The organism is Mesorhizobium sp. WSM4836, from assembly GCF_055811815.1.
Window position 1 is genome coordinate 98585 of sequence record NZ_JBVVQF010000004.1, and the last position, 22597, is coordinate 121181.

Annotated in this window: 17 protein-coding genes and 1 pseudogene; 4 read left to right on the forward strand and 14 right to left on the reverse strand. The window is 60.8% G+C overall.

Translation table 11 applies throughout. The features are described 5' to 3' along the window. Nucleotides 1-59: 59 nt before the first annotated feature. The 9 genes and pseudogenes from AC0L2P_RS06630 to AC0L2P_RS06670 all read right to left on the reverse strand — a co-directional run bounded on the left by AC0L2P_RS06630 (nt 60) and on the right by AC0L2P_RS06670 (nt 10834). Nucleotides 60-826, reverse strand: a pseudogene (locus AC0L2P_RS06630) (amino acid ABC transporter ATP-binding protein). Nucleotides 827-850: 24 nt separating this feature from the next. Then, a complete protein-coding gene (locus tag AC0L2P_RS06635) occupies nt 851-1990 on the reverse strand; it encodes an amino acid ABC transporter permease (protein WP_473500421.1) in 1140 nt (379 codons plus the stop codon). A gap of 3 nt (nt 1991-1993) precedes the next feature. Continuing rightward, nucleotides 1994-3181, reverse strand: coding sequence for an amino acid ABC transporter permease (locus AC0L2P_RS06640; RefSeq protein WP_473500422.1), 1188 nt, complete (start codon nt 3179-3181; stop codon nt 1994-1996). Nucleotides 3182-3251: 70 nt separating this feature from the next. After that, nucleotides 3252-4265, reverse strand: coding sequence for an amino acid ABC transporter substrate-binding protein (locus AC0L2P_RS06645; RefSeq protein WP_473500624.1), 1014 nt, complete (start codon nt 4263-4265; stop codon nt 3252-3254). 192 nt (nt 4266-4457) lie between these two features. Beyond that, nucleotides 4458-5420, reverse strand: a complete 963-nt coding sequence (locus tag AC0L2P_RS06650) for a LysR family transcriptional regulator (RefSeq protein ID WP_473500423.1) — start codon at nt 5418-5420, stop codon at nt 4458-4460. 385 nt (nt 5421-5805) lie between these two features. Further along, the gene (locus tag AC0L2P_RS06655) at nt 5806-7260 is read right to left on the reverse strand and encodes an aldehyde dehydrogenase family protein (RefSeq protein ID WP_473500625.1); all 1455 of its coding nucleotides are present in this window, start codon (nt 7258-7260) and stop codon (nt 5806-5808) included. After that, nucleotides 7257-8531, reverse strand: coding sequence for an NAD(P)/FAD-dependent oxidoreductase (locus AC0L2P_RS06660; RefSeq protein WP_473500424.1), 1275 nt, complete (start codon nt 8529-8531; stop codon nt 7257-7259). Before AC0L2P_RS06660 ends, AC0L2P_RS06655 begins: the two co-directional genes overlap by 4 nt. A gap of 57 nt (nt 8532-8588) precedes the next feature. Next, nucleotides 8589-9767 carry an alanine racemase gene (locus AC0L2P_RS06665; protein WP_473500425.1) on the reverse strand — a complete coding sequence of 393 codons (1179 nt, stop codon included), beginning with the start codon at nt 9765-9767 and terminating at the stop codon, nt 8589-8591. Nucleotides 9768-9778: 11 nt separating this feature from the next. After that, entirely contained in the window at nt 9779-10834 is a 1056-nt protein-coding gene (locus AC0L2P_RS06670) for a GNAT family N-acetyltransferase (protein WP_473500426.1), read from the reverse strand. 96 nt (nt 10835-10930) lie between these two features. Here AC0L2P_RS06670 and AC0L2P_RS06675 point away from each other — a divergent pair, with 96 nt between their 5' ends. Further along, nucleotides 10931-11866 (forward strand): ornithine cyclodeaminase family protein, encoded by a 936-nt coding sequence (locus AC0L2P_RS06675; RefSeq protein ID WP_473500427.1) that lies wholly within the window; start codon nt 10931-10933, stop codon nt 11864-11866. A gap of 138 nt (nt 11867-12004) precedes the next feature. Here the strand turns inward: AC0L2P_RS06675 and AC0L2P_RS06680 are convergent, their stop codons facing one another. The 5 genes from AC0L2P_RS06680 to AC0L2P_RS06700 all read right to left on the reverse strand — a co-directional run bounded on the left by AC0L2P_RS06680 (nt 12005) and on the right by AC0L2P_RS06700 (nt 18667). Then, a complete protein-coding gene (locus AC0L2P_RS06680) occupies nt 12005-13336 on the reverse strand; it encodes an NAD(P)/FAD-dependent oxidoreductase (RefSeq protein ID WP_473500428.1) in 1332 nt (443 codons plus the stop codon). A gap of 31 nt (nt 13337-13367) precedes the next feature. Further along, nucleotides 13368-14246: an ABC transporter permease gene (locus tag AC0L2P_RS06685; RefSeq protein ID WP_473500429.1), complete on the reverse strand. Its 879-nt coding sequence runs from the start codon at nt 14244-14246 to the stop codon at nt 13368-13370. Between the two features lie 32 nt (nt 14247-14278). After that, nucleotides 14279-15229: an ABC transporter permease gene (locus AC0L2P_RS06690; protein WP_473500430.1), complete on the reverse strand. Its 951-nt coding sequence runs from the start codon at nt 15227-15229 to the stop codon at nt 14279-14281. Between the two features lie 79 nt (nt 15230-15308). After that, on the reverse strand, nt 15309-16979 hold the full coding sequence (locus AC0L2P_RS06695; protein ID WP_473500431.1) for a peptide ABC transporter substrate-binding protein: 1671 nt from the start codon (nt 16977-16979) through the stop codon (nt 15309-15311). Nucleotides 16980-17002: 23 nt separating this feature from the next. Continuing rightward, nucleotides 17003-18667, reverse strand: coding sequence for an ABC transporter ATP-binding protein (locus AC0L2P_RS06700; protein WP_473500432.1), 1665 nt, complete (start codon nt 18665-18667; stop codon nt 17003-17005). A gap of 774 nt (nt 18668-19441) precedes the next feature. On the opposite strand from AC0L2P_RS06700, the gene AC0L2P_RS06705 reads away from it, so the two are divergent. The 3 genes from AC0L2P_RS06705 (at nt 19442) to AC0L2P_RS06715 (ending at nt 22410) form a co-directional block, all read left to right on the forward strand. After that, entirely contained in the window at nt 19442-20767 is a 1326-nt protein-coding gene (locus AC0L2P_RS06705; RefSeq protein ID WP_473500626.1) for an NAD(P)/FAD-dependent oxidoreductase, read from the forward strand. An 82-nt stretch (nt 20768-20849) separates the two neighbouring features. After that, the gene (locus AC0L2P_RS06710; protein WP_473500627.1) at nt 20850-21923 is read left to right on the forward strand and encodes a tartrate dehydrogenase; all 1074 of its coding nucleotides are present in this window, start codon (nt 20850-20852) and stop codon (nt 21921-21923) included. Between the two features lie 10 nt (nt 21924-21933). Further along, the gene (locus AC0L2P_RS06715) at nt 21934-22410 is read left to right on the forward strand and encodes an Lrp/AsnC family transcriptional regulator (RefSeq protein ID WP_473500433.1); all 477 of its coding nucleotides are present in this window, start codon (nt 21934-21936) and stop codon (nt 22408-22410) included. Nucleotides 22411-22597 lie beyond the last annotated feature (187 nt).

Sequence of the window (22597 nt, forward strand, 5' to 3'; positions counted from 1 at the left end):
ATAGTCACCTTAAAATCTGTTGCCACCTCGGTTACGGCCGCTGTGCCTGCGCAGACGTCCTATTTGAGGATTTGCGCCAGAAACTGCCGTGCCCGTTCCGATCGGGAGTTGGTGAAGAACTGATGGGGCGTGTTGGTCTCGACGATCTCCCCTCGGTCCATGAACACGACGCGATCGGCCACCTCCCGCGCGAAGCCCATTTCATGCGTCACGCACAGCATTGTCATGCCTTCACTCGCGAGCGACACCATCGTGTCGAGCACCTCCTTGACCATCTCCGGATCGAGGGCAGAGGTCGGCTCGTCGAAAGCATGATCTTTGGGTTCATGCAGAGAGCCCGGGCAATTGCAGCGCGTTGCTGCTGCCCACCCGACAACTGCCCTGGGTAGCTGTCCGCCTTCTCCGCAATTCTGACGCGATCGAGATAATGGCGCGCCAATTCCTCAGCCGCGACTCGCGGCATATTTCTCACCCACACCGGCGCAAGGGTGCAATTCTCAAGTACGGTAAGGTGGGGAAACAGATTGAAGTGCTGAAACACCATCCCGACGTTGCTGCGCACTTCGTCGATCTTGCGCAGATCCTCGGTTACCGCCTTGCCGTCGACGATGATCTCGCCCGACTGATGCTCCTCGAGATGGTTGATGCAACGGATCATCGTCGACTTGCCCGACCCCGACGGGCCGCAGATCACAATGCGCTGGCCCTGTGGTACCGAGAGGTTGATGTTCTTGAGCGCATGGCATGAACCGAACCATTTGTTGACGTCATGCAGCTCGATGGCGATCGCCTTGTCGTAGGGCGTTGCCTTCGTCGCCGCGTACATTGCTTGTGGCATCATCGTCGCGCCCTAGGATTTGTGGCCGCGCGCCAATTGGCGCTCCATCGATTGCGAGTAACGGGACATGCCGAAGCAAAAGCCCCAGTAGACCAGTCCCGCAAAGAGGTAGCCGGTTGAGGAGATCGTCGGGCCTGCCCAGTTCGGATCGACGCGCGCCGTTTCCACGGCCTTCAGGAAATCCGCGATGCCGACGATGGCCACCAGAGTCGTGTCTTTGAACAGACCGATGAAGGTCGAGACGATGCTCGGTATGACGATCGTCAACGCCTGGGGGAGGACGATCAGGCGCATCATGTCGAAGTAGCTGATCCCGAGCGCCTTGGCCGCTTCGTATTGGCCCTTCGGGATCGCCTGAAGGCCGGCCCTCACAACCTCGGCCATATAGGCGGACGAGAACAACGCTATCGCGATGAGCGGGCGCAGCAGACGATCAGGCGTCAGATAGTCCGGGACGAAGAGCGGCATCATGAAGTTCGCCATGAACAACACCGTGATAAACGGCACGCCCCGGACGACTTCAATGAATGTGACGCAAACCGTCTTGACGAAAGGGAGTTCCGACCTGCGTCCAAGCGCCAGGATAACCCCGATCGGAAGCGAGAAGACGATGCCCACGATCGACATCAGCAGCGTGATCAAGAGACCGCCCCAGAGCGTCGTATCGATGATAGACAAATGAAGCCAGGCAACGCCGCGCACGAGAACGAACGCGGCAACGGGGTAGACGAGGAAGAACAGCAACGCCGCCACTTCGCGCCGCGGAGCCTTCGTCCACAGGAGCCAAACGATGAGGATGGCGCCGATCGCCTGCGCAAGGTCCACGCGCCACCGCTCGGAAACCGGGTATGCGCCGTATCGCAGGTAGTCGAACTTCTCGGCAATGAAAGGCCAGCAAGCTCCTTGGCTGTTCGCACGGCAAGCTTCGCGGCCGCCGCTCCAGACCGCGTCGAAGATCGCAAAGCTCAGAAAGTGATGCAGCAGCCACACGGCGAGGGTGACAAAGCATATTGTCAGCGCGCCTGAAGACGGCGTCGAAAACAGATTCTTTTTCATCCAGGTCGCTGGACCCGGCCGAATGTCCGCGGGAGGCGCCATCGCTGGTATGAGCGCGCTGCTGACAATTGGCGAGTGCATGGACTGATCGCTCATGCGTCACCTCTCAACGATCGCAAAATGTCGGTTACAGGCGTTCATGGCCAATGACGTGGCAAGGGAGACAGCGAGATAGACCGACAGGGTAATCGCCATGACCTGGACGGCGGCTCCGGTCTGGTTGAGTACCGTCCCTGCAAAGATTTGAACGAGGTCGGGATAGCCGATAAACACCGCAAGCGACGAGTTCTTGATGAGATTGAGATACTGGCTTGTCAAAGGCGGTATGATGATGCGCAGCGCCTGGGGAACGACGACCAGACGAAGCGTCTTGCCCGGCGCCAGCCCCAGCGCATACGCAGCCTCGGTCTGGCCCTTTGGCACTGCCTGGATTCCACCTCTGACGATCTCGGCGATGTATGAACCGGTGTAGACCGACAGACCGATCAGGAGAGCGGCAAACTCCGGATAGAGCTGATGCCCGCCTTGAAAATTGAAGCCGCGTAGCTGCGGCGCGACGAACGAGACCGGCTCGCCAGCCGCCAGGAACACGACCAGCGGAAGTCCTATCAAGGTCGCCAGACTGACCAAAAGCACCGGCAGCTGCTTGCCCGTCCGTCGCTGGACGCTCCTGGCGCGAAACCAGAATGCAACGCAGCAGGAAATGGCCGCCACGAATGCCAGGCCCACCAGCCCCGCTCCCGGATGCAACTGGATCTCCGGAATGATGAGGCCGCGATTGTTTAGGTAGATGCCGCCGGGGATGGCGATGGACGCCTTCGGGGAGGGCAACGGCTTGAGGACGGCGTTGTACCAGAACAGCAGCTGCAGCAATAACGGGACATTGCGTACAAGCTCGACATAGGCGGTCGCCACCTTCGAAACGATCCAGTTCGGCGACAGGCGGGCAACGCCGATGACGAAGCCAAGCAAGGTCGCCAACAGGATTGCGAGGAAGCTGACGTAGAGGGTGTTGACCACACCCACCCAGAAGGCCTGACCGTAGGTGGACAGTGCATCGTACGGTATCAGGGTTTGATTGATATCGAAGCCGGCAGACTCATTCCAAAAATCGAATGAGAGCGGAATCCCCCGGACCCGCATATTCGATGCTGTCCGCATGCCGATGCACAGTGCCAAGGCCAGCAGGCAGCCAGCGAGCAAGAGCTGGTAGAGAACGCCCCGCACTTTCGTATCATGCAGCGACAGGCTCCTGCGCAATGGCGCGGGATGCGACAAATGGGACATGGCCTGTTCCTATCGGGATCCGTGCAAGGCGCTGGTGGTAACACACCGGCGCCTTGCAACCATGCTTTGCCTAGCGGATCGGCGGAGCGTACTGAACGCCGCCTTTGTTCCAGAGCGCGTTCATGCCGCGCTCCATTTTCAGCGGCGAATCCTTGCCGATATTGCGCTCAAAGACCTCACCGTAGTTGCCGACCTGTTTGATCACCTGGACCGGCCAGTCACCGCCGAGTCCGATGTCCTTGCCTATGCTGCCGTCCACGCCAAGCAGACGGCGGATGCTGGGATTGTCCGACGATTGCATGGCATCGACGTTCTTGGAGGTGACCCCGTTTTCTTCCGCGGCCACCATGACGTAGAGCGTCCACTTCGCCACATTGAACCACTGGTCGTCACCCTGCCGCACCGCCGGGCCAAGCGGCTCCTTGGAGATCAACTCGGGAAGAACAATGCTGTCGTCCGGCTTGGCCATGCGAAGCCGCGACGCGTTCAAAGTGGAGGTGTCCGCGGACAAGACGTCGCAACGCCCCTCCTCGTAAGCCTTCACGACAGCTTCCTCGTCGGCGAAACCAACCGTCGTGTACTTGATCGACTGCGAGCGAAAATAGTCGGCAAGGTTCAACTCGGTCGTGGTGCCCTGGGTGACGCATATCGATGCGCCCTCGAGGCCCTTGGCTGACGTGATGTTGTCCGACTTGCGCACCATGAATCCCTGGCCGTCATAGAAATACGTGCCGGCAAACAGTATGCCGAGGGATGTATCGCGGGAGGAGGTCCAAGTTGCGTTGTGCGCGAGAATGTCGATCTCTCCCGACTGTAAGGCGGTGAAGCGATCTTTTGGCGTCAATGGGATGAACTTGACCTTTTGCGCATCCCCGAGCACGGCAGCGGCCACGGCGCGACAATAGTCGACCACAAATCCGGTCCATTTGCCTTCATTGTCGGGAAGGCTGAAGCCAGCCGTGGCCGAGTTTGTGCCACACGTCAGCACTCCATTTTTCTTGACATTGTCGAGGGTTGCGGACCACGCCGAGGAGGCGGTGCACGCGATAGCGAGGGCAATCAGGCCCCTAAACGTCGATCTCATTTCGGTATTCCCCTGTTTTTCTTGAAGAGACTGTGCTCTCAAGCATAAGTATTCGTCAAATTGATTGTCCTCATTACAAAAATGAGCACTGCTCATGATTTAGGAGGCACCCGCTCTCGGGCGAAAGGGGCTTGAGATGATCGGGTTAGTTTGCTTGAGGCGGCTGGTCGAATGAGCGACAGCGCGCGCGACCTATTGTGCGGCCAACCCCGGTGCTCCGACGGTTGACCCTTGGTCTCTCTTGGTCCGCGACTCGTTGTAGATGCTAATGATGACTTCCCGGAGCCATTTGGTACCCGGGTCATTCGCCATCTGGCGGTGAACAATGAGCCAGGCATTCACATTCGATATGGGAAGGGGCGGCGGGACCAACGTCACCTCACTCCTCTCGTCCAGAATTTGCAGGATGGCATCACCGCAATGGGTAATCAGTTCAGTGCCGCGAAGCGCCCAGGGCAGCACCAGATAATTCGAGATGGTCGCAACGACATTGCGCCGTAGACCCATGTGTTTGAGGGCGGCATCCGCGAGGCCTTCTGCCAGACCATCTGCGGAAATCTGCAGGTGAGAACTGGCCAAATACGTTTCCAGTGTCATGGCGTTCCTGGCGACCTGGCTTCCACTCCACACCGCGCAAAACAATCGATCCCGGCCAAGCTCCACCTTCAAGAGACCTGGGTCGTCGCGTATTGCCGCTCCCGTCAGCGCACAGTCGACGTGTTTCAAATAGACCGATGAACCGATTTCGGGTCCGTTTGCGGGAATGACGTTCAGCGTCGCGCCAGGAGCTTGCCTCGAAAATTCTCGAATGAGCCCAGGGATAAATATCATGGCGTGATAGTCAGTAAGTCCCACGCGAAAGTTGCGTCGCGTCGTTGCTGGATTGAACACCTGATGCCGGTCGATCGACGCGCGAATCGTCGCCAGCGCAGCAGAGATATCTGACAGCAACTCCACCGCCCGAGGGGTTGGACTCATCTCCCCTCCGTTTCTGGTGAACAATTCATCCTTCAATACATATCGAAGCTTAGATAGGGAGTGGCTCACGGCTGATTGCGTTCTTCCCAATTCGGCAGCTGCGCGCGTTACGCTCCTTTCACGCATCATCACGTCGAACACTCTCAGCAAATTGAGGTCGATGTCATCGAAACTCATGAGACCTTCTCGCTTTTCATTACACCTCGCTCGCATGGTAACATCGTTTTCAATGCGTCGGAGGGACGACGCACTGGCGAACAAATGGGTGAAATGAAATGACCTTTGACTTTTGGGGAGGCCGTCATCCTGCGGATCGTCTCATCGATCACTGACCGCGCTTCCGCGGATCGGTCTGTTGAGGCCCCAGGCCCTTGAATGAATGCCATGTTGAGCGGCGTGGTGGTTGTGTTGCCCCGCCCAGAGGGCGACCGTGGCAACCTGCTCGCAACGGTCGGCCCGCTTGGCGTGCCCGGCTTCATGTCTGTCCGGTTACACGGATGTGGTCCCACGGCGAAACCAGACTGATCGTCAGTTCCAGTTCCTGAGCCGGCGAAGATGTCGCCTAGAAATAGCCGAGGATGGATTTGACCTCGAGATATTCCAGCATGCCCTCGACACCATATTCTCGTCCGTTTCCGGACTGCTTGAAACCGCCAAACGGAGCATGCGGATCCCAGGCCGGGTAGTTGAGATGAACCTGACCGGAGCGAATGCGTGACGCGACGTCCCTGACGACACCCAAGTCCTCGCCCTGCACATGAGCCCCCAAGCCGTACACCGTGTCGTTGGCAATGGTGACGGCCTCCTCGACTGTGTCGTAAGGGATGATGCAGAGAACCGGCCCAAAGACCTCTTCCTGGGCAATGCGCATGCTCGTACGCACGTCGGAAAAAATGGTCGGCTTCACATAGAGGCCGACGTTCAGATCGTGCGCGCGACCCGGTCCGCCGATGAGGAGCCTGGCGCCTTCCGAAATGCCGACGCCGATCATGGTTTGGATGCGTTCGAATTGGGCACGATTGGCGATCGCACCGTGAGTGGTGGCTTCCGAAAGAGGATCGCCGACGACGATCTGGGCCGCGACCCTCTGGGCGATTGCCTCGATCTCGGACAGCCGCTCGCGTGGCACAATCATGCGCGTTGGGGCGCTGCATGACTGGCCGAGATTGCGGAAGGCGGCGGCTACGCCCAGAGAAACGGCGCGATCGAGATCTGCGTCCGGCAGGATCACGTTCGGCGATTTGCCGCCGAGCTCCTGCGCGACGCGCTTGACCGTCGGCGCTGCCGCCTCAGCCACAGCAACGCCCGCGCGGGTGGACCCGGTAATGGAGATCATATCGACATCCGGATGGGATGCGAGACTAGCACCCACGCATGCACCATCACCTTGCACGAGATTGAACACCCCGGCAGGGAAGCCGGCTTCCTCGATCGCCTCGGCGAACAGCAGGGCGTCCAAGGGAGAAAGCTCGCTCGGCTTCAGCACGACCGTGCAGCCTGCCGCGAGCGCAGGCGAAACCTTGGCGGTGATCTGGTAAAGCGGCCAGTTCCAGGGAGTAATGAGTGCGCAGACGCCGATCGGTTCGTGGGTGACCGCGGTTTGCCCCCGCTGCCTGACGAAGGGAAAGGCTGTCAGCACATCACGAGCAACCTTAACATGCGCGATCGCCAGCGGCACCTGCGCGCTGCGCGCATAGCCGATCGCCGCGCCCATTTCGAGGGTGAGGCATTGAGCCATCAGTTCGCCGCGCGCTTCGAGCAGCGCCTGCAGGCGATCGAGCAGACCGGCACGATATTCCGGCGTGGTCCGGCTCCAGGCGGCGAATGCAAGGCGGGCCGCTGCAACGGCCGCATCCACGTCCTCGCCATTGCCAAGCGGAAACTGGCTCACAGCCTGTTCCGTGGCCGGATTGACAACGATACTCGTCGCGGTGCCACTCGGCTCAACCCATTGGCCATCGATAAAAAATTTATCCAGGTGGCCGTTGCGCGACAGGTGTTCGAGGGGCGTCATCAGCCTACAAGGTCCTTCATGCAGTAATAGGCACCAAGAATCGGCAGGAACCAGGGACGTCCGAAATAGCCGGGGATCGCCGGCCAGTCGAAATCCTTCCAGGGGTTTAGGTCGGGGCGCCCGTCCATGACCTCGGCCATGATGGTGCCCATCAGCGTCGACATCTGGGTCCCGTGTCCGCTATAGCCCATTGAGTAATAGATGCCGTCGCGCTCTCCGGCGCGCGGTAGGCGGTCGCGGGTCATATCGACCATGCCGCCCCAGCAGTAGTCGATCCGGGTGTTGGCCAGTTCTGGATAGACTTCGACCATCGCCGCTTTCAGGATGCGGCCGCTCTTTTCGTCGGATTGCGGATTGGACACCGCAAACCGGGCCCGCCCGCCGAACAGTATGCGATTGTCCGGAGTGAGCCGCCAGTAGACGACGAGGTTGCGTGTGTCGACGACATTGCGGCGGGTCGGCATGAGGCGCTGAAGCTGTGCAGGCGAGAGCGGTTCCGTCACAATCAGGAAGGCGCCGACCGGCACGATCCGGTGGCGGATCCATCCGAGCGGACCGACCTGGGAAATGCCGCTCGCCAACAGAACCTGCCGCGCAACGATCTTGCCGCGCGGGGTCTCAACCTCGTGCCCGGCGGAGGTCTTGCGCATAGCAATAACTGGGCTACGTTCATGGACTTCGGCCCCACGCCTTGCGGCGGCGGTCGCCAAGCCCCGGACGAACCGGCCCACGTGCATGCCCGCGCTCTTGGGAAAGAGCAGCCCGCCATGGTAGCGGTCGGTGCCGACTTCGGTCCGCAGGTCTTGGCGCGCGATCATCCTCGTTTCGGGATCGACATTGGCCGCGAGAAGTTCCTGACTACGCGCCAGCATGTCGTAGTGTTCAGGCTTGGCGGCAAGCTTGAGCTTGCCGACGCGGGCGAAGCTGCAGTCAATCTTTTCTTCCTGCACCAACCGCTCGACCATATCGACGCCGGCGTCGAAAGCCTTGTAGAGCGCATTTGCGGCCGGCTTGCCGTGCTTGCCAGCCATGATCGCATAGTTCTGGGCAAAGCCGTTGTTGCACATCCCGCCATTGCGGCCTGACGCTGCGTTGCCGATCGTTTCGGCCTCCAGCAGGGCAACCCGGGCGCCCTTCTTGGCAAGGGCCAGCGCGGCGGAGGAGCCAGTCAGGCCGCCGCCCACGATCGCCACGTCGTAGTGGCCTTCGAACGGGTTGGACGACCCTGCATTGAACGGCTGAGACGTATCCAGCCAGTAGGAGGTAAACTTCATTTTCTTGACCACCAGTGTTGATTTGAGTGGGGGCGACGTCCGAGCGTAGTTGCGCGCCTACCAGCCGCGCATCCGCTCCCAACGCGCTTCAATCTTGGGGCTGTCCGCGTCGACGACGCTGTAGAAATCATGCTGGGCGGCCATCGCACACGCGTGGTTGGGCAGGATCCGGACCCGAGACCCGAGCGGCAGCTTGGGCATGGACTTGCCAGAACCGGCACGAATGGCGAGGATACCGTGTTCCTGGCTGGCCTGGGCCACGATCACATCTTCAAGCACCCGCCCCTTTTCGTCGCAGACCACGCCGTAACCCTGATCGATCTGCTGATTTTCGGTTCCCCGGTCGCGCGAAAGCGCCATCCACCCGGCGTCAACCAGCACCCATCCCTTTTCCGGCTTGGACCCGATCACGGTCGCCAACACGGAAACCGCGATATCGTCGATGCCACAGACCCCGACCCCGTGCTGGACGAGATCGAAGAACATGTAGACCCCAGCGCGCAACTCCGTGACCCCCTCAAGATTGCTGGCGAAGTGTGCGGTCGGCGTCGAACCGAGGCTGACGATCGGGCAGGCATGGCCGTGAGCGCGCAAGGTTTCGGCCGCGCGCACCGTAGCTGAACGCTCGTTTTCGGCTGCTTTGACCAGCGCATCGGGCGTGCTCAAGGTATAGGACTCGCCCGCATGGGCGAGGACGCCGACGAGATTAGCGCCCGCTTCGACGACCCTGTTGGCCACTCCGAGCAACTTCGGGTCGTCCGGCCTCAAGCCGCCGCGATGGTGATCGCAGTCCAGTTCGATGAAGACGGACGGCGTCACGCCGATTGCTTGGCGCACGTCGGCCAAAACATCAGCCTGCTCCACAGAATCGAGCAGCAGCTTCAGGTCGACGCCAGTACGGCGACAAAGCTCCATGGCGCGCATGGCCGAAGCCGGTGAGATACCAACCGCATAGGTCATGTCTCGAAAGCCATTGCCCGCGAAATACTCCGCCTCAGCGATGGTCGAGACCGTGATCGGACCAGGTTCTGGATGGAACGCGCATCGGGCGACGTCGATGCTTTTGGCCGTCTTCATATGCGGGCGCAGCACCACGCCAAGCTTCCTGGCGCGCTCGGCCAGACCCTGGATGTTGCGCTCGAGCCGCCCATGGTCCAGAAGCAGCGCTGGGGTGACTAAGGCGTCGATGGTGGTAGCCCTTTCGCTCACTGCCAGGTTTGCCGCCACCTTGTTCATAGTCTCGTTTCCTAAGTGAACGACTGGTTTGCCAACGCATACATATGGGCGGGCCGCTCAGGGACGGGTCGTTGCCCTTTGACCATGGCGGTCGCACTGCCGGATCGCCGAAGACCAAGGCTCTCAAGCCAGTCGCCCAATCCATCCTCGGCATAGACGTCGATGCGAACGAATTGATCGTGAAGCTTCGAAAGCTGGGCGAGGATCAAAAGCCGCGCGTCCTCCACGCTCTCGGCTGCACAGGGGCCGACGACATAGCCACGGCCAAACCTCCTGGCGATAGCGTAGCCTGCAATTCGTCCATTGCGCTCAATGACCAATGCGTTGCCCACATCAGCGAGGGCAGCGACCATCGATAGCCGGGGCATGCCCGTTGCCCGTTCGTCGAAGGCCTGGATCGCCGCGAGGTCGGAGGTTGTGGCTTGACGGATGCCGTCGCGGGGACTCCGTGTCACGGCAACAGTCAGCGACCCCTGGTGCTGAAGCACCGTGCCCCAGGCAGTGAAGCCGCGTCGCCTGTAGAGCGCCAGCCCCTCTTCGGTTGAGTTGAGCAGCACGTTGCGACCGTGTGTCGCCTCAAGCAATCCATCAAAGAGCCGGGCGCCGTTGCCGCCGCCTTGCGCGGACCCAGTAACTATGATCATCCCGAGCGTGGCATAGGAATGTCCGTAACTCCACGACATGGCCGTGCCAATCAATTGTCCTGCCCGCTCGAGGACCAGGCCATTGCCGACCATCACGGCAAATTCCCAATCCTCCTGGCGGTAGGGCCAAGCCATCTCCTGCGACAGCTTCAGCGCGCCCGGCAAATGGCGGGTTTCCAATTTCATCAGCTCGGTCGGGGCGCTGACGATATGTCTGTCATGCTCAAAGGCCATAAGGTGCAACGCTGTCACTTGATCCAGAGTCGGATTGAAGTCGAACCTTAGAGTCACGCCCGGCGGACAGATTTCGCTGCTGTTTTGCCCCTTCAAATCAGCGGGATTATTCGTTTTTAGCAGTTCCTCGGCATGCCAAATCGCGCAAATCGGGCGAGGAATACCTGGCACTTTGAATCGCCGCTTCATGGTTGCCCGCGATCGGCCTCACGTCCGCAACATCCCAATGACATCGCCGCAACACTCCCCGGTGATAAAACGCTTGATGCTCAGGAGGAATTTTTGATGATCTACATCAGCGAAGAGGAGGCAGCCGCCCTCGTCACGCATGAACTTGCTTTCGAGGCGGCGCGCGAGGCCCTCGTGGCGGCGGCATCGCGGCAGAGCTTGGTCTTTCCCGCTGTTCTCGGACGCGCACAGGACGCGACCAATACCTTCTCAATCAAATCCGGTTCGTCGGCCGACCTCACCGGAGTGAAAATTGGCTCCTTCTGGCCGGGCAATCCGGCACGTGGCCTTCCCCGCCACAACTCCACCATCGTGCTGCTCGATCGGCATACAGGTCGGCTCGGCGCCATAATCGAGGCCGGGAAGATCAACGCCTACAGGACGGCCGCCGCCGACGCAGTTGCGGCCGATCTTCTTGCGCGCAAGCAAGCCAAGGTTCTTGCGATCTTCGGCGCCGGCAATCAGGCGAGCTTCGAAGTGATGGCGCTGGCACGCATCCGCCCAATCGAGACCGTGCTGGTCGTCGCCCGGCCTTCGCCGCGGCGCGACGCTTTTGTCGATCGGATCGGCGAATGGGGACTGAAGGCGCGCGCTGCCTTGCCGGAAGAAGCCGTGCGCGCGGCCGACATCGTGGTGACGGCGACACCCGCGCGCGAACCGCTGTTCGATGCCGCTTGGGTGGGGCCCGGAACGCATATCGTCAGCATGGGGTCGGATGCTCCGGGCAAGCGCGAATTGCCGAGCGAATTATTTCCCGAGGCGCGTCTTTTTTGTGATCTGCTTTCCCAGTCCGTCGAGATCGGCGAGTTCCAGTACGTGCGCGACGAGATCGACGCTGTGCTTGCGGTAACACCAATCGGCGAGGTCATTGAAAGGCGCGCGCCCGGACGCCGCTTCGACAATGAGATCACGGTCTTCGATAGTTCCGGTATCTCCCTGCAGGACCTCTACATGGCCGACGCGCTGATCCGCGCAAAGGCGTCCCGCCGCTGATCAGCTTCGCACCGACAGGCCCCAGCCCGATCGATTTCCGACACAACTGGAGTGCTCTCCGGCAACAAGGTGACCCGCTCTACAGTCGTGTCTGCGGCGGGCACGCCAAAGGCGTTGCCCACGTGGTATTTCGGGCGATCAGCGGCTGGCGCGCCAGAAGGCGAGACGGTCCTGCAACCGATAGCTCTGGATAATCGCCGGCATGAACCACGGATTGCCACGATAGAGCGGGACAGCCGAAGGCGGTCGAAAGTCGAACGCCGTGCGCGACTGCTCGCCATGCCCCATCAACTTGTGCGCCGCACGCATGCCAATCCATGGCGCCCAGACCACGCCCGAACCGCAGAAGCCGGACGCATAGACCACACCGTCCTTCTCGAAGATGCGGGGCAGCATGTCTCGGTTCATCGCCACATTGCCGAACCAGCAATGCGAAAGGCGCACGTTCTCCAACTCCGGGAAAAGGTTCACCAGTCCCTTGCGTAGGAGAAGTTTCGGCGCTGCGGGATCGCCGACGCGAGAACTGTCACGGCCGCCCAGCAGGATACGTTTCCCGTCGGGCGACGGGCGATAATAGAAACCGAGTTGCCGGTTCTCGGTGATCGTCATCAGCTTCGGCATCAGTCGCGCCATGACATCGGGCGCAAGTTCTTCGGTGACGATGATCCGGCTGCGGACCGGAACCAGGCGGCGGCGCAGGAAGGGAGCGGCGCCGTCGGTATAGCCGTTGGTACAGACCAGAACCTGCCGTGCATCCACCGTCCCAGCCGACGTCACGACGCGGAAGCCCGAACCGTTCCCCTCGATCGACTTGACCACTGTATGCGAATGGACCGTCAACCCGGATGCGAGCGCCACCCGCAGGAGCTCAGCATGGAATTTTGCGGGGTGCAGGCCGCCAATGTCCATCCGGACGGTTCCGCCGCGGTAGAAGTCGGTGCCGATATAATTTCGCTGCTCGGCATGCGGAACGGCGTAGGATTCGATCCCCAATTTCGTCGCCAGCGTCTCGGCGCCGCGCGCCATGTTCCCATACTGTTCATATCCGAAAGCGCCTTTGAATTGACCAACCAGTCGGAAGTCGCAGTCGAGCCCTTCGGTCTTGATGAAGTCGTAGAGGAATTCGCGTGCGACCTTGCCCTCGGCCTCGATCGCCACGGCCTTCTCTTCCCCGAAGCGCCGGGTGATCGTGGCATAGTCCGGCCGGATGCTCCCGCTCGTAATCCCGCCGTTGCGGGTAGAAGCACCCTCGCCCGGATTCATCGCATCAAAAGCTGCGACCGAGCGCCCTTCGCGCGCCAGCGCAAGCCCGGCCGAAAGCCCGGCATAGCCCGCGCCGACAATCACCACGTCGAGCTTCCTTGCCAGCGGCTGCCTCGGCAGCGGCATGACGGGCGCCGCTTCCCACCAGTAGGGTGTGTTCTTGTCGGCGATATGAGGTTCTTGCACGTGGCTGACTTCTCGCTGCATTGCGGGGTAAAGATCTGCGGTCGGTGAAACTTCAGATGTGGTCGTCTCGGACGTCGAGTGCATCACGCAGCCCGTCACCGATGAAATTGAAACTGGTTACCGCAATGGTGATTGCGGCTCCGGGAATGATTGCCAGCCAAGGTGCGCTGCCCAGATATTGCTGGGCGCCATTGAGCATGTTGCCCCAGCTAGGCAATGGCGGCTGGATCCCATAGCCGAGGAAGCTGATGTAGGCTTCCATGAGAATGGCACGCGCGACCGTCAAAGTGGAAGCAACGATAATCGGCCCCATGGCGTTGGGCAGTATCTCCCGGAACATGATGTGGGTGCCGCTCAATCCCAGCATTCGGCCAGCCAGGACGAACTCGCGTTCGCGTAACGAGCGGACCTCCGCTTCCACAATACGAGCAACCTCCATCCAACTGGTGAGGGCGATAATGACGGTGATCATCACAGGACTGGGCTTCAGTGCGGCAGCCAGCGCCAGCAGCAGAAAGATCGATGGGAATGACAGGAATCCATCGACCGTGCGCATCAGCGTGGCCCCAACCCAGCCGCCGCGATAGCCGGCAATCACGCCCACCAGGGTGCCGATGAGCGTCGACAAAACCATGGCAAAGAAACCGACCAGCAGCGAGATTCGTCCCGCCATCAAAAGCCTTGCCGCCACGTCGCGGCCAAGCGGATCGGTGCCTAGAAAGTGGTAGCCCGTCAGCGGGGGGGCAAAGCGGGCCCGCAGATCGATATACAGTGAGTCATAAGGCAGGAGATGGGGGCCGAGGACGCAAGCGAGGCTCAGGAAGATGATCATCGCCAACCCGAGCAGTGCCAAGCGATGCCGCATGAAACGAAGTGCCGCGCGGTTGTTTCTCCAGCGGCTTGGAGCTGCATTTGCGGTGAGAGCGGTCATATCGGCTGTCTCCTGTCGGGGAAGTTGCGCGCTCAAGCCAGGCGAATGCGCGGATCGACAATAGCGACGACAATGTCCGCGATCAGGTTTCCAAGCAGAACGAGGATGGCGGAGAACATCAGCAGCCCCATCACAACCGGATAGTCGCTGTAACCAAGGCTATCGAGGAACAACCGTCCCATTCCTGGCCAGGTAAAGACGGTTTCGGTCACGAGCGCGCCAGTGAGGACGCTGGGAAGCTGCATCCCGGCCAAGGTAATCATCGGCAAAAGTGCGTTGCCGACGACATGCTTCATCAGAATCCGGCGTTCACTCAACCCCTTGGCCCGGGCCGTCTTGACGAAGTCCTGGCTAATGGCGTCGAGAGTAGCCGTCCGCATGTAGCGACTCCAGATCGCGACATGGACCAGCGACAGCACGATACTTGGCAGGATCAGATGGTGGAGATAGCCCAGGATCGAGGCATCGCCGATCTCGGACATATTGCCCGCGGGCAGCCAGCCCAACTTCAGGGAAAAGATATAGATGCCGACGAGGCCGAACCAGAAGGTAGGGACCGACAACGCGACCATGGCACCGACAGTTGCGAGATAGTCGAACAGCGAGTAGCGGCGTGTGGCGCCCCGGATTCCGATCCAGGCGCCAATGGAGATCGCAATCGCGGTTGAGGACCCCATCAGCAGCAGCGTGGCAAAGAGATGGCTACCGATCACCTTCAAGACCGGCGCTCCGTCACGGAAGGAGTGACCCCAGTCGCCCCGCACCAGCCGCCATGCCCAGTCCAGATATTGGATCCATATGGGTCGATCGAGGCCCAGCAACCCCTTGAGCCGCTCGATGTCCTGCTGGGTCATTCCGGGATCGAGCCCAAATTGGGCCAGCGGGCCGCCGGGAAGGAGGTTCAGAATGCCGAAGCCGATGATCGAAACGATCACAAGCAGCACCAGGCTCTGCGAGAGGCGATTGAGCAGGAAGCCGCGCATTCGAGTCCTCCGTTGTGGGTTGACTATTTTAGTCTGTTGCCGCCGCCGCGACGGAATGGGGCGGCGGCAACTGCGTGGATTAGGCCTTCCACTGCCAGGCCGCGGCATTCCACGATGCGGTGCGGGTGTTGGCGTTGGGCTCGAAGCCGTCCAGCCCTTTCTTGCGCCCGAGGACGATTGTGTAGGCGAACAGCGGCAGGAAGGGCAGATCGTGGCGCACCACTTCCTGCACGCGATTATAGATCCCGCGCCGTTCTTCCGGATCGAAGCTGCGAGCACCCTTTTCGAGCAGGGCATCGACCTCAGGATTGGAATATTGCCCGGTGTTCGAACCGTGTCCGCCTTGAGCGGCGATTGCCTTCGTATGCAGCCGGTTTGTGGCGTCTGGGTCCGCGGCAATCAGATAGGTGACGCCAACCATGGCGGTGTCGAATTGCGACTTCAGCCAGAACTCGCCCCACATGACTGCAGCCGGTAAATTCGAGATCGTCATCTCGACGCCGATCTCGGCAAACGTCTGCTGCAGAAACTGCTGCGTCTGCTCGCGAAGGTTGTTGCCAGACGTTGTCGAGTTGGAGAAGGACAGCCGAACTCCATCCTTGGCGCGGATTCCATCCGGGCCCGGCTTCCAGCCGGCCTCATCCAGAATCTGACGCGCCCGGTCCAGATTGAACTCCTGAACCGGCAGGTTCGGGTCGTAATAGTAGGACTCCTTCGGCATGAAGGTCTCGGTGAGAGTCCCAACGCCGTAATAGATCGTGTCGACGATCGCCTTCCTGTCCAAGGCGGCGTAGAGCGCCTGGCGCACTGCCAGGTCCTTGAACTGCGGGCGGCCCAAATTGAGGTAGATCGACTCCAGCGATGCCCCTGTCTCCAGTGTCACCACGCGGTCTGGTAGCTCCCGGGCTTCAGTATAATGGTCGGCGGTGATGAACGACTGATCGACCAGGTCCACGTCGCCGCTCTTGAACTGCGTGTAGAGCACCGTCATGTCGGGGATGTATTTGAAGATGAGCTGCTCGACATAGGGACCTTCGCCGGCGTACTCAGGATTGGCGACGAGCTCGATGTGATCGCCCGCGACGCGCTGGCCCCATTTGAATGCGCCGGTGCCGACCGGCGCCTGGTTGAACGCGGCTGTGTTCGGATCGGCCTCTTTCCCCAGAATGTGCTTTGGCACGATAAAGGTTTCGGCCAGGAACGAAAGATAGGGTGCAAAAGCCTCCTTCATCCGCCATGTGATCTCGGTGGGCGAAACCACTGTGATGTCCTGGACGAGCGAATGGCCGCTCGTACGCCAGGCGCGAAACTTCGGATTCGTGATGAGTTCAAGCGTGAATTTCACGTCCTCGGCCGTGAAGGGCTCACCGTCGTGCCAGCGGGCATTGTCGCGCAACCGGATGCGCCAGTTGAGACCGTCCTCCGAAATGCCGCCGTTCTTCTGGCTTGGCACCTCGGCTGCGAGGTTTGGATGTAGGCCACCTTGGGGATCCATGCGGACCAGCGCGTCGAAAACCGAGAAATGGACCGCGTCATCGACTTCGATATGCGCCATCAGCGGATTGAACACGGTCGGCTCTTGCGAGAGACCGACGATGACGCGACCGGCCGGGCCTGCAGGAGGAGTCTTGGCGAAGGCGGGCTTGCCCAACAGATTGGGCGCGATGAGGCCTGCAGCCCCGCCTAGCGCCATCAGTCGCAGCGCTTCGCGCCTCGAGTAGTTGGACGTAGTCGATGAATTTTTGGTCATTGTAGTTCCTCTCTTGTTATCTCTTATGCGTTTGCTGCTACTGGACGGGCATTGCCCGGCCGCTCCCCTGGAATGGCCGCCACGAGTTGGCGCGTGTAGGCTGCCTGCGGATTCAGGAATATCTGCGAGGGCGGTCCGCGCTCGACGATGCGACCCTTCTGCATCACGGCGATCTCGTCGCAGATCTGGCTGGCGACGCGCAGGTCGTGGGTGATGAAGAGCATCGACACGTCGGTCTCGCGCTGGATCTGGTCCAGAAGTTGCAGGATCTGCGCCTGGATCGACACGTCGAGCGCGGAGACCGCCTCGTCGGCAATCAAAAGCTTCGGCTTGAACATCAAAGCCCGGGCGATGCCGATGCGCTGGCGTTGCCCACCAGAAAACTCGTGCGGATAGCGGTCGAAGGCGCCGGCATCGAGACCGACATGGGCCAGAAGCGTCCGCGCTTCTTCGCGCGCCTGGGCAAAAGGCATCCCGTGTGCCACCGGGCCTATCGTGATGATGTGGCCGACCGTTGAGCGTGGGTTCAGAGACGCGAAGGGATCCTGAAAGATCATCTGGATCCGTGGTCTGAGCGGGCGGAACTTCGCTTCGGAAAGCTTGGCTATGTCAGATCCCTCGAACAAAATCTCGCCGCCGTCGCTGTCCAGCAATTTGATCAGCAGCCGGCCCAGCGAGGATTTGCCCGAACCGCTCTCGCCTACGACCCCCAGGGTGCGGCCAGGCGCCAGTTCGAACGAAACCTCGTTCACTGCTTTCACAATTCGCTGCGCGCCGAACAGCGCACTGCCGCCACGATAGGTCTTCACCAGACCCTCAACCTTCAGGATCGGCACCTTGCTGGCGGACTCCGCACGAGAGCGATCCTCGCCGGTCAGATGCGGTACGGCCGCGATCAGGCGCTGGGTATAAGGATCCTTGGGCGCCTTCAAGACCTGCTCGGCGCTGCCCTGCTCGACGATGTGACCTTTTTCCATCACCACGACACTGTCTGCGATCTCGGCCACCACGCCGAAATCGTGGGTGATGAACATCACGCTCATGCCCTTGCGGCGCTGAATGTCGCGGATCAGTTCCAGGATCTGTGCCTGGGTGGTGACGTCGAGCGCGGTGGTTGGTTCATCCGCGATCAGCACCGTCGGCTCGAGCGCCAGGGCCATGGCTATCATGACGCGCTGCCGCTGCCCGCCCGAGAGCCGGAAAGGGTACTGGTGATACATGAGTTCGGGATCTGGCAGGCCCACTTCGGTGAGCAGCTCGATGGCGCGGTCGCGGCAGGTTTTTGGCGTACCGTATCCATGCGCGGCCATGACCTCGTCGATCTGTGCGCCCACGGTCATCAAGGGATTGAGCGCCGAGAGCGGATCCTGAAAGATCATCGACACGACCCGCCCACGCAGGTTGCGCAGCTTGTCGGGCGACATGCCGATGATGTTCATCCCCTCCAACTGTATTGAACCCGATGAGACGCGGATCACCTTGGGCAGGAGCCCCATGATCGCGTTCGCCGTGACCGACTTGCCTGATCCGGACTCGCCTATGATGCAGAGGATTTGACCGCGTTTCAGATCGAAGGAAATGTTCTTGACAGCATGGGTTCGTTCCATGCCTTTCGGCAAATTCACCGTGAGGTCGCGCACCGAAAGCGCCACATCGTGAGAGGCTACGGCCTGGATGCTTGCGACCATCTGGATCACCTCCCCTTTCAACCGAGCGCGTCCACCCTGTTGCTGACCGCAACATCGCCCCTTGAGCAGCAACGCGTCACCGTAGCAGCCGTAGCCTGGCCATCTCGGCGCTTCGCGCGCTGAGGCTGCGAGAGACGGATTCTACTCATCTTGGCGGCTCCCTTATGAAGTCCGGTCCCCGTACCGGACATTGTTCCCTTTTCCTGGAGAACGCTCCAAACGGGCAAGCTCTGCCTATCGGAGGTCCTCTGGAGCTTGCCTGCCGTAAGGAAGGGTACCCCGTTCTTGCAGCCAGTTTGACTGTTCTGTTTCCGCAGAGTCTTCGAAACTTGGCCCTCGGGCGGCAGGAACTTCTGAAAAGAACATCCAGTTCGGCATTTCACTCTGTTCCCGTTTCGACGCAGAAACCGGGATCAGCCGACCAAATCCTTCATCCGGCAATACGCGCCCATGAGGGATAGGACCAAGGCTTTCCGGTGTACATCGGCACCATGTGCAGGCCATGCCGCCGAGCGGATTGGTGACCAGGCGGCCCATCGCAATGTCGGCCAAGGCGCTGCGATCAAGGTCGACGACTGTGCCGTGTGCCGCCCATGCCGCAGATGAGGCGACTGCATGAAGTGTACTCCTGCCGGCTCGCGCAGCGAACTTTTCGCGCAATAATTGCCTGTCCTGGGAGGTGCTAAACGCAGGATATTCCGTCCAGGCACAAATTCCGCAGCCTGCCTCTGCGGACGGGAGGTTAGGATGGTTCAAATTACCGGAGTCTCATCCATGTCCGCGCCGCTCATGCACATCGACTGCAGCCCTTCTCTCCCTCGCGAGGCGGACGTCGTCGTAATCGGCGGCGGCGTGGTGGGCGTGTTCAGCGCATATTATCTGGCGCGCCGCGGCCTCAAGGTCGCCCTGGTCGAGAAGGGGCGTATCGCGGCCGAGCAGTCCAGCCGCAACTGGGGCTGGTGCCGCCAACAGAACCGCGATGCACGTGAGCTGCCGATGGCGACCAAGAGCCTCGACTTCTGGGAGAAGGTAGCACAGGAAACCGGCCAAGACACCGGCTTTCGCCGCTGCGGGCTCCTCTATCTCTCACAAGACGAAAATGAGCTGGCAGGCTGGGCAAAGTGGCGCGATTTTGCGAGAACGGTCGGGGTCACCACGCACATGCTGAGCCCGGAAGAAGCCACCGAACGGGGCAAAGCGACGGGCCGCAAATGGAAAGGTGGCGTGTTCTCGCCAACTGACGGAACGGCGGACCCTTCCAGGGCGGTGCCGGTTGCGGCGCGCGGCATCATAACGGCGGGCGGCACCCTACATCAGCACTGCGCGGCGCGCGGGCTGGAGTTGAGCGCCGGCCGGGTGAGCGCCGTGGTGACCGAAGCTGGCACCATCCAGACAAAGACCGTTGTCATGGCCGGAGGCGCGTGGGCTTCTTCCTTCTGCAACCAGCTTGGCATGCGCTTCCCGCAAGCTGCCGTGCGTCAGTCCATTCTAGCCGTGGCACCAGGCGCAAACGGTCTGCCGGATGCCCTGCATACCGCGCGCGTCTCTCTGACGCGGCGCAGCAACGGTGGATACGCGCTGGCGATCAGCGGGCGGGCGCGTGTCGATCCAACGCCGCAGCAGTTCAGGTTCAGCCGCGAGTTTGTACCTATGTTCGCCCGCCGCTGGCGCAATCTCACCCCAGGCGCCTTCGAGGGCTGGCGTCAAGGCCATGAAAGCCTGCGCAAATGGGCCCTCGACGACATCACGCCAATGGAACGGAACCGGATTCTCGACCCAAAGCCCGACATGGGACAGCTTCGGCTGACATATCGAAGAGCCTGCGAATTGATCCCCGAATTCCAACGCGTCTCGATCTCCGACGTCTGGGCGGGTTATATCGACAGCACGCCCGACGGCATTCCCGCGATCGGTGAGGTGGAGGGGATTCCGGGCTTCATCCTGGCGGCGGGATTCAGTGGTCACGGCTTCGGGATTGGCCCCGGCGCGGGGCATATGATCGCCGACATCATCACAGGCGGCGAGCCTATTGTCGATCCGCGTCCTTATAGGCCCGAGCGTCTGAAGACCGCTGCGTGGGGCAAGGTCGCTGAATTCTGAGAAGACCGTCTTGCCAAGGTACAATCGATCGCACACGAGATTGAGGTCACGAGGCGGCCAGCACCAAAACAGGGAAGTGACGATGCGCGAATATGAGATTGCCGCTATTCCTGCCGACGGGATCGGCCCAGAGGTGATTGCCGCAGGTCTCCAGGCGCTTGAGGCGCTGCAGCAGCGCTGCGGTGACTTCAAGCTGCGCGTCCAGCACTTCGACTGGGGCTCAGATTACTACAAGGCCCACGGTCGCATGATGCCCGAAGATGGGGCGGCGCAACTGAAGCGCTTCGACGCTATCTTCTTTGGCGCGGTAGGCGCTCCCGATCTGCCCGACGATATCACGCTCTGGGGCCTCCGGCTGCCGATTTGCCAAGGCTTTGATCAGTACGCCAACGTGCGGCCGACCAGAATCTTGCGCGGGATTGTTTCGCCGCTGGAGGGCGTTGGCCCTGGCGACCTGGATTGGGTGATCGTGCGTGAGAATTCCGAGGGCGAGTATTCGGGCCACGGCGGCCGCGCCCATCGTGGCCTCCCCGAGGAGGTCGGAACCGAGGTCGCGATCTTCACGCGCGTCGGCGTCACCCGCATCATGCGCTATGCATTCCGGCTGGCGCAGTCACGGCCGCGAAAGCTCCTGACAGTTGTTACGAAATCCAACGCGCAGCGTCACGGCATGGTAATGTGGGACGAAATCGCAGCCGAGGTGGCGCGGGAATTCCCGGACGTCGCGTGGGACAAGATGCTGGTCGATGCTATGACGGTGCGTATGACGTTGAAACCTCGGAGCCTGGATACGATCGTCGCCACCAATCTTCACGCCGACATATTGTCGGACCTTGCAGGCGCGCTCGCGGGCAGTCTCGGCGTTGCACCGACCGCCAACATTGATCCTGAGCGGCGCTATCCCTCGATGTTTGAGCCAATTCACGGCTCGGCATTCGACATCGCCGGCAAGGGTATTGCCAACCCGGTCGCCACCTTCTGGACCGCTGCCCAGATGCTCGAACATCTGGGCGAGAGCGCAGCGGCCGTGCGGTTGATGAGCGCTGTGGAAACGGTGACGAGTGAAGGCGTGCTGACGCCGGACGTGGGAGGGACAGCGACCACGCAGGAGGTGACGGACGCCGTCTGTCGGGCGATCCGCGGTTCGAACGTGTGACAGGTTTCCAATGAAGCTCGACAAGATCGATATCAAGATCTTATCCCAACTGCAAAAGAACGGGCGGGTCACCAATGTTGAGCTTGCCGACTTGGTCAACCTTTCGCCGAGCCCTTGCCTGATGCGGGTGAAGAAGCTTCAGGCGGAAGGCTTCATCACCGGCTATTCCGCCCAGATCGACGTGTCCAAGCTCGGACAGACTCTAACAATCTTCACCGAAGTCACGCTCAAGCACCATCAACAGAACGACTTCGCGAGATTTCTCACCGCAATTCAAAAAGTCGATTCTGTCATCGAATGCCATCTGGTTTCAGGCGGTTACGACTATCTTGTGAAGTTTGTCACAGCGGGCATCAGCGAGTATCAGACGATCATGGAGCGCATGATCGAATTGGATATCGGGATCGACAAGTATTTCAGCTTCGTCGTGCTGAAATCACCGATCGTGAAATCCCATTTGCCTCTCGATGTCATTTTCGACAGATGAGAAGGCTGCTCCGCAGTCTTGGACCCTCGAGAGCCGCGCGCCAGCGCTCCCTCTTGCTGTTTTCGCCGCGCTTGTGCAACGGCAAGATTCCACATACCGGCAAATTGCTTGGCATTTGGCAGACGGCGCCATGACCTGAGAATTTTCTTTGGGGCCGCCAGGCGCCTATCGGATTGACCGAGATCGC

Coding starts and splice junctions, on each gene's coding strand:
- AC0L2P_RS06635 (WP_473500421.1), bottom strand. CDS start 1,990: ATGAGCGATCAGTCCATGCACTCGCCAATTGTCAGCAGCGCGCTCATA.
- AC0L2P_RS06640 (WP_473500422.1), bottom strand. CDS start 3,181: ATGTCCCATTTGTCGCATCCCGCGCCATTGCGCAGGAGCCTGTCGCTG.
- AC0L2P_RS06645 (WP_473500624.1), bottom strand. CDS start 4,265: ATGAGATCGACGTTTAGGGGCCTGATTGCCCTCGCTATCGCGTGCACC.
- AC0L2P_RS06650 (WP_473500423.1), bottom strand. CDS start 5,420: ATGAGTTTCGATGACATCGACCTCAATTTGCTGAGAGTGTTCGACGTG.
- AC0L2P_RS06660 (WP_473500424.1), bottom strand. CDS start 8,531: ATGAAGTTTACCTCCTACTGGCTGGATACGTCTCAGCCGTTCAATGCA.
- AC0L2P_RS06665 (WP_473500425.1), bottom strand. CDS start 9,767: ATGAACAAGGTGGCGGCAAACCTGGCAGTGAGCGAAAGGGCTACCACC.
- AC0L2P_RS06670 (WP_473500426.1), bottom strand. CDS start 10,834: ATGAAGCGGCGATTCAAAGTGCCAGGTATTCCTCGCCCGATTTGCGCG.
- AC0L2P_RS06675 (WP_473500427.1), top strand. CDS start 10,931: ATGATCTACATCAGCGAAGAGGAGGCAGCCGCCCTCGTCACGCATGAA.
- AC0L2P_RS06680 (WP_473500428.1), bottom strand. CDS start 13,336: ATGCAGCGAGAAGTCAGCCACGTGCAAGAACCTCATATCGCCGACAAG.
- AC0L2P_RS06685 (WP_473500429.1), bottom strand. CDS start 14,246: ATGACCGCTCTCACCGCAAATGCAGCTCCAAGCCGCTGGAGAAACAAC.
- AC0L2P_RS06690 (WP_473500430.1), bottom strand. CDS start 15,229: ATGCGCGGCTTCCTGCTCAATCGCCTCTCGCAGAGCCTGGTGCTGCTT.
- AC0L2P_RS06695 (WP_473500431.1), bottom strand. CDS start 16,979: ATGACCAAAAATTCATCGACTACGTCCAACTACTCGAGGCGCGAAGCG.
- AC0L2P_RS06700 (WP_473500432.1), bottom strand. CDS start 18,667: ATGGTCGCAAGCATCCAGGCCGTAGCCTCTCACGATGTGGCGCTTTCG.
- AC0L2P_RS06705 (WP_473500626.1), top strand. CDS start 19,442: ATGTCCGCGCCGCTCATGCACATCGACTGCAGCCCTTCTCTCCCTCGC.
- AC0L2P_RS06710 (WP_473500627.1), top strand. CDS start 20,850: ATGCGCGAATATGAGATTGCCGCTATTCCTGCCGACGGGATCGGCCCA.
- AC0L2P_RS06715 (WP_473500433.1), top strand. CDS start 21,934: ATGAAGCTCGACAAGATCGATATCAAGATCTTATCCCAACTGCAAAAG.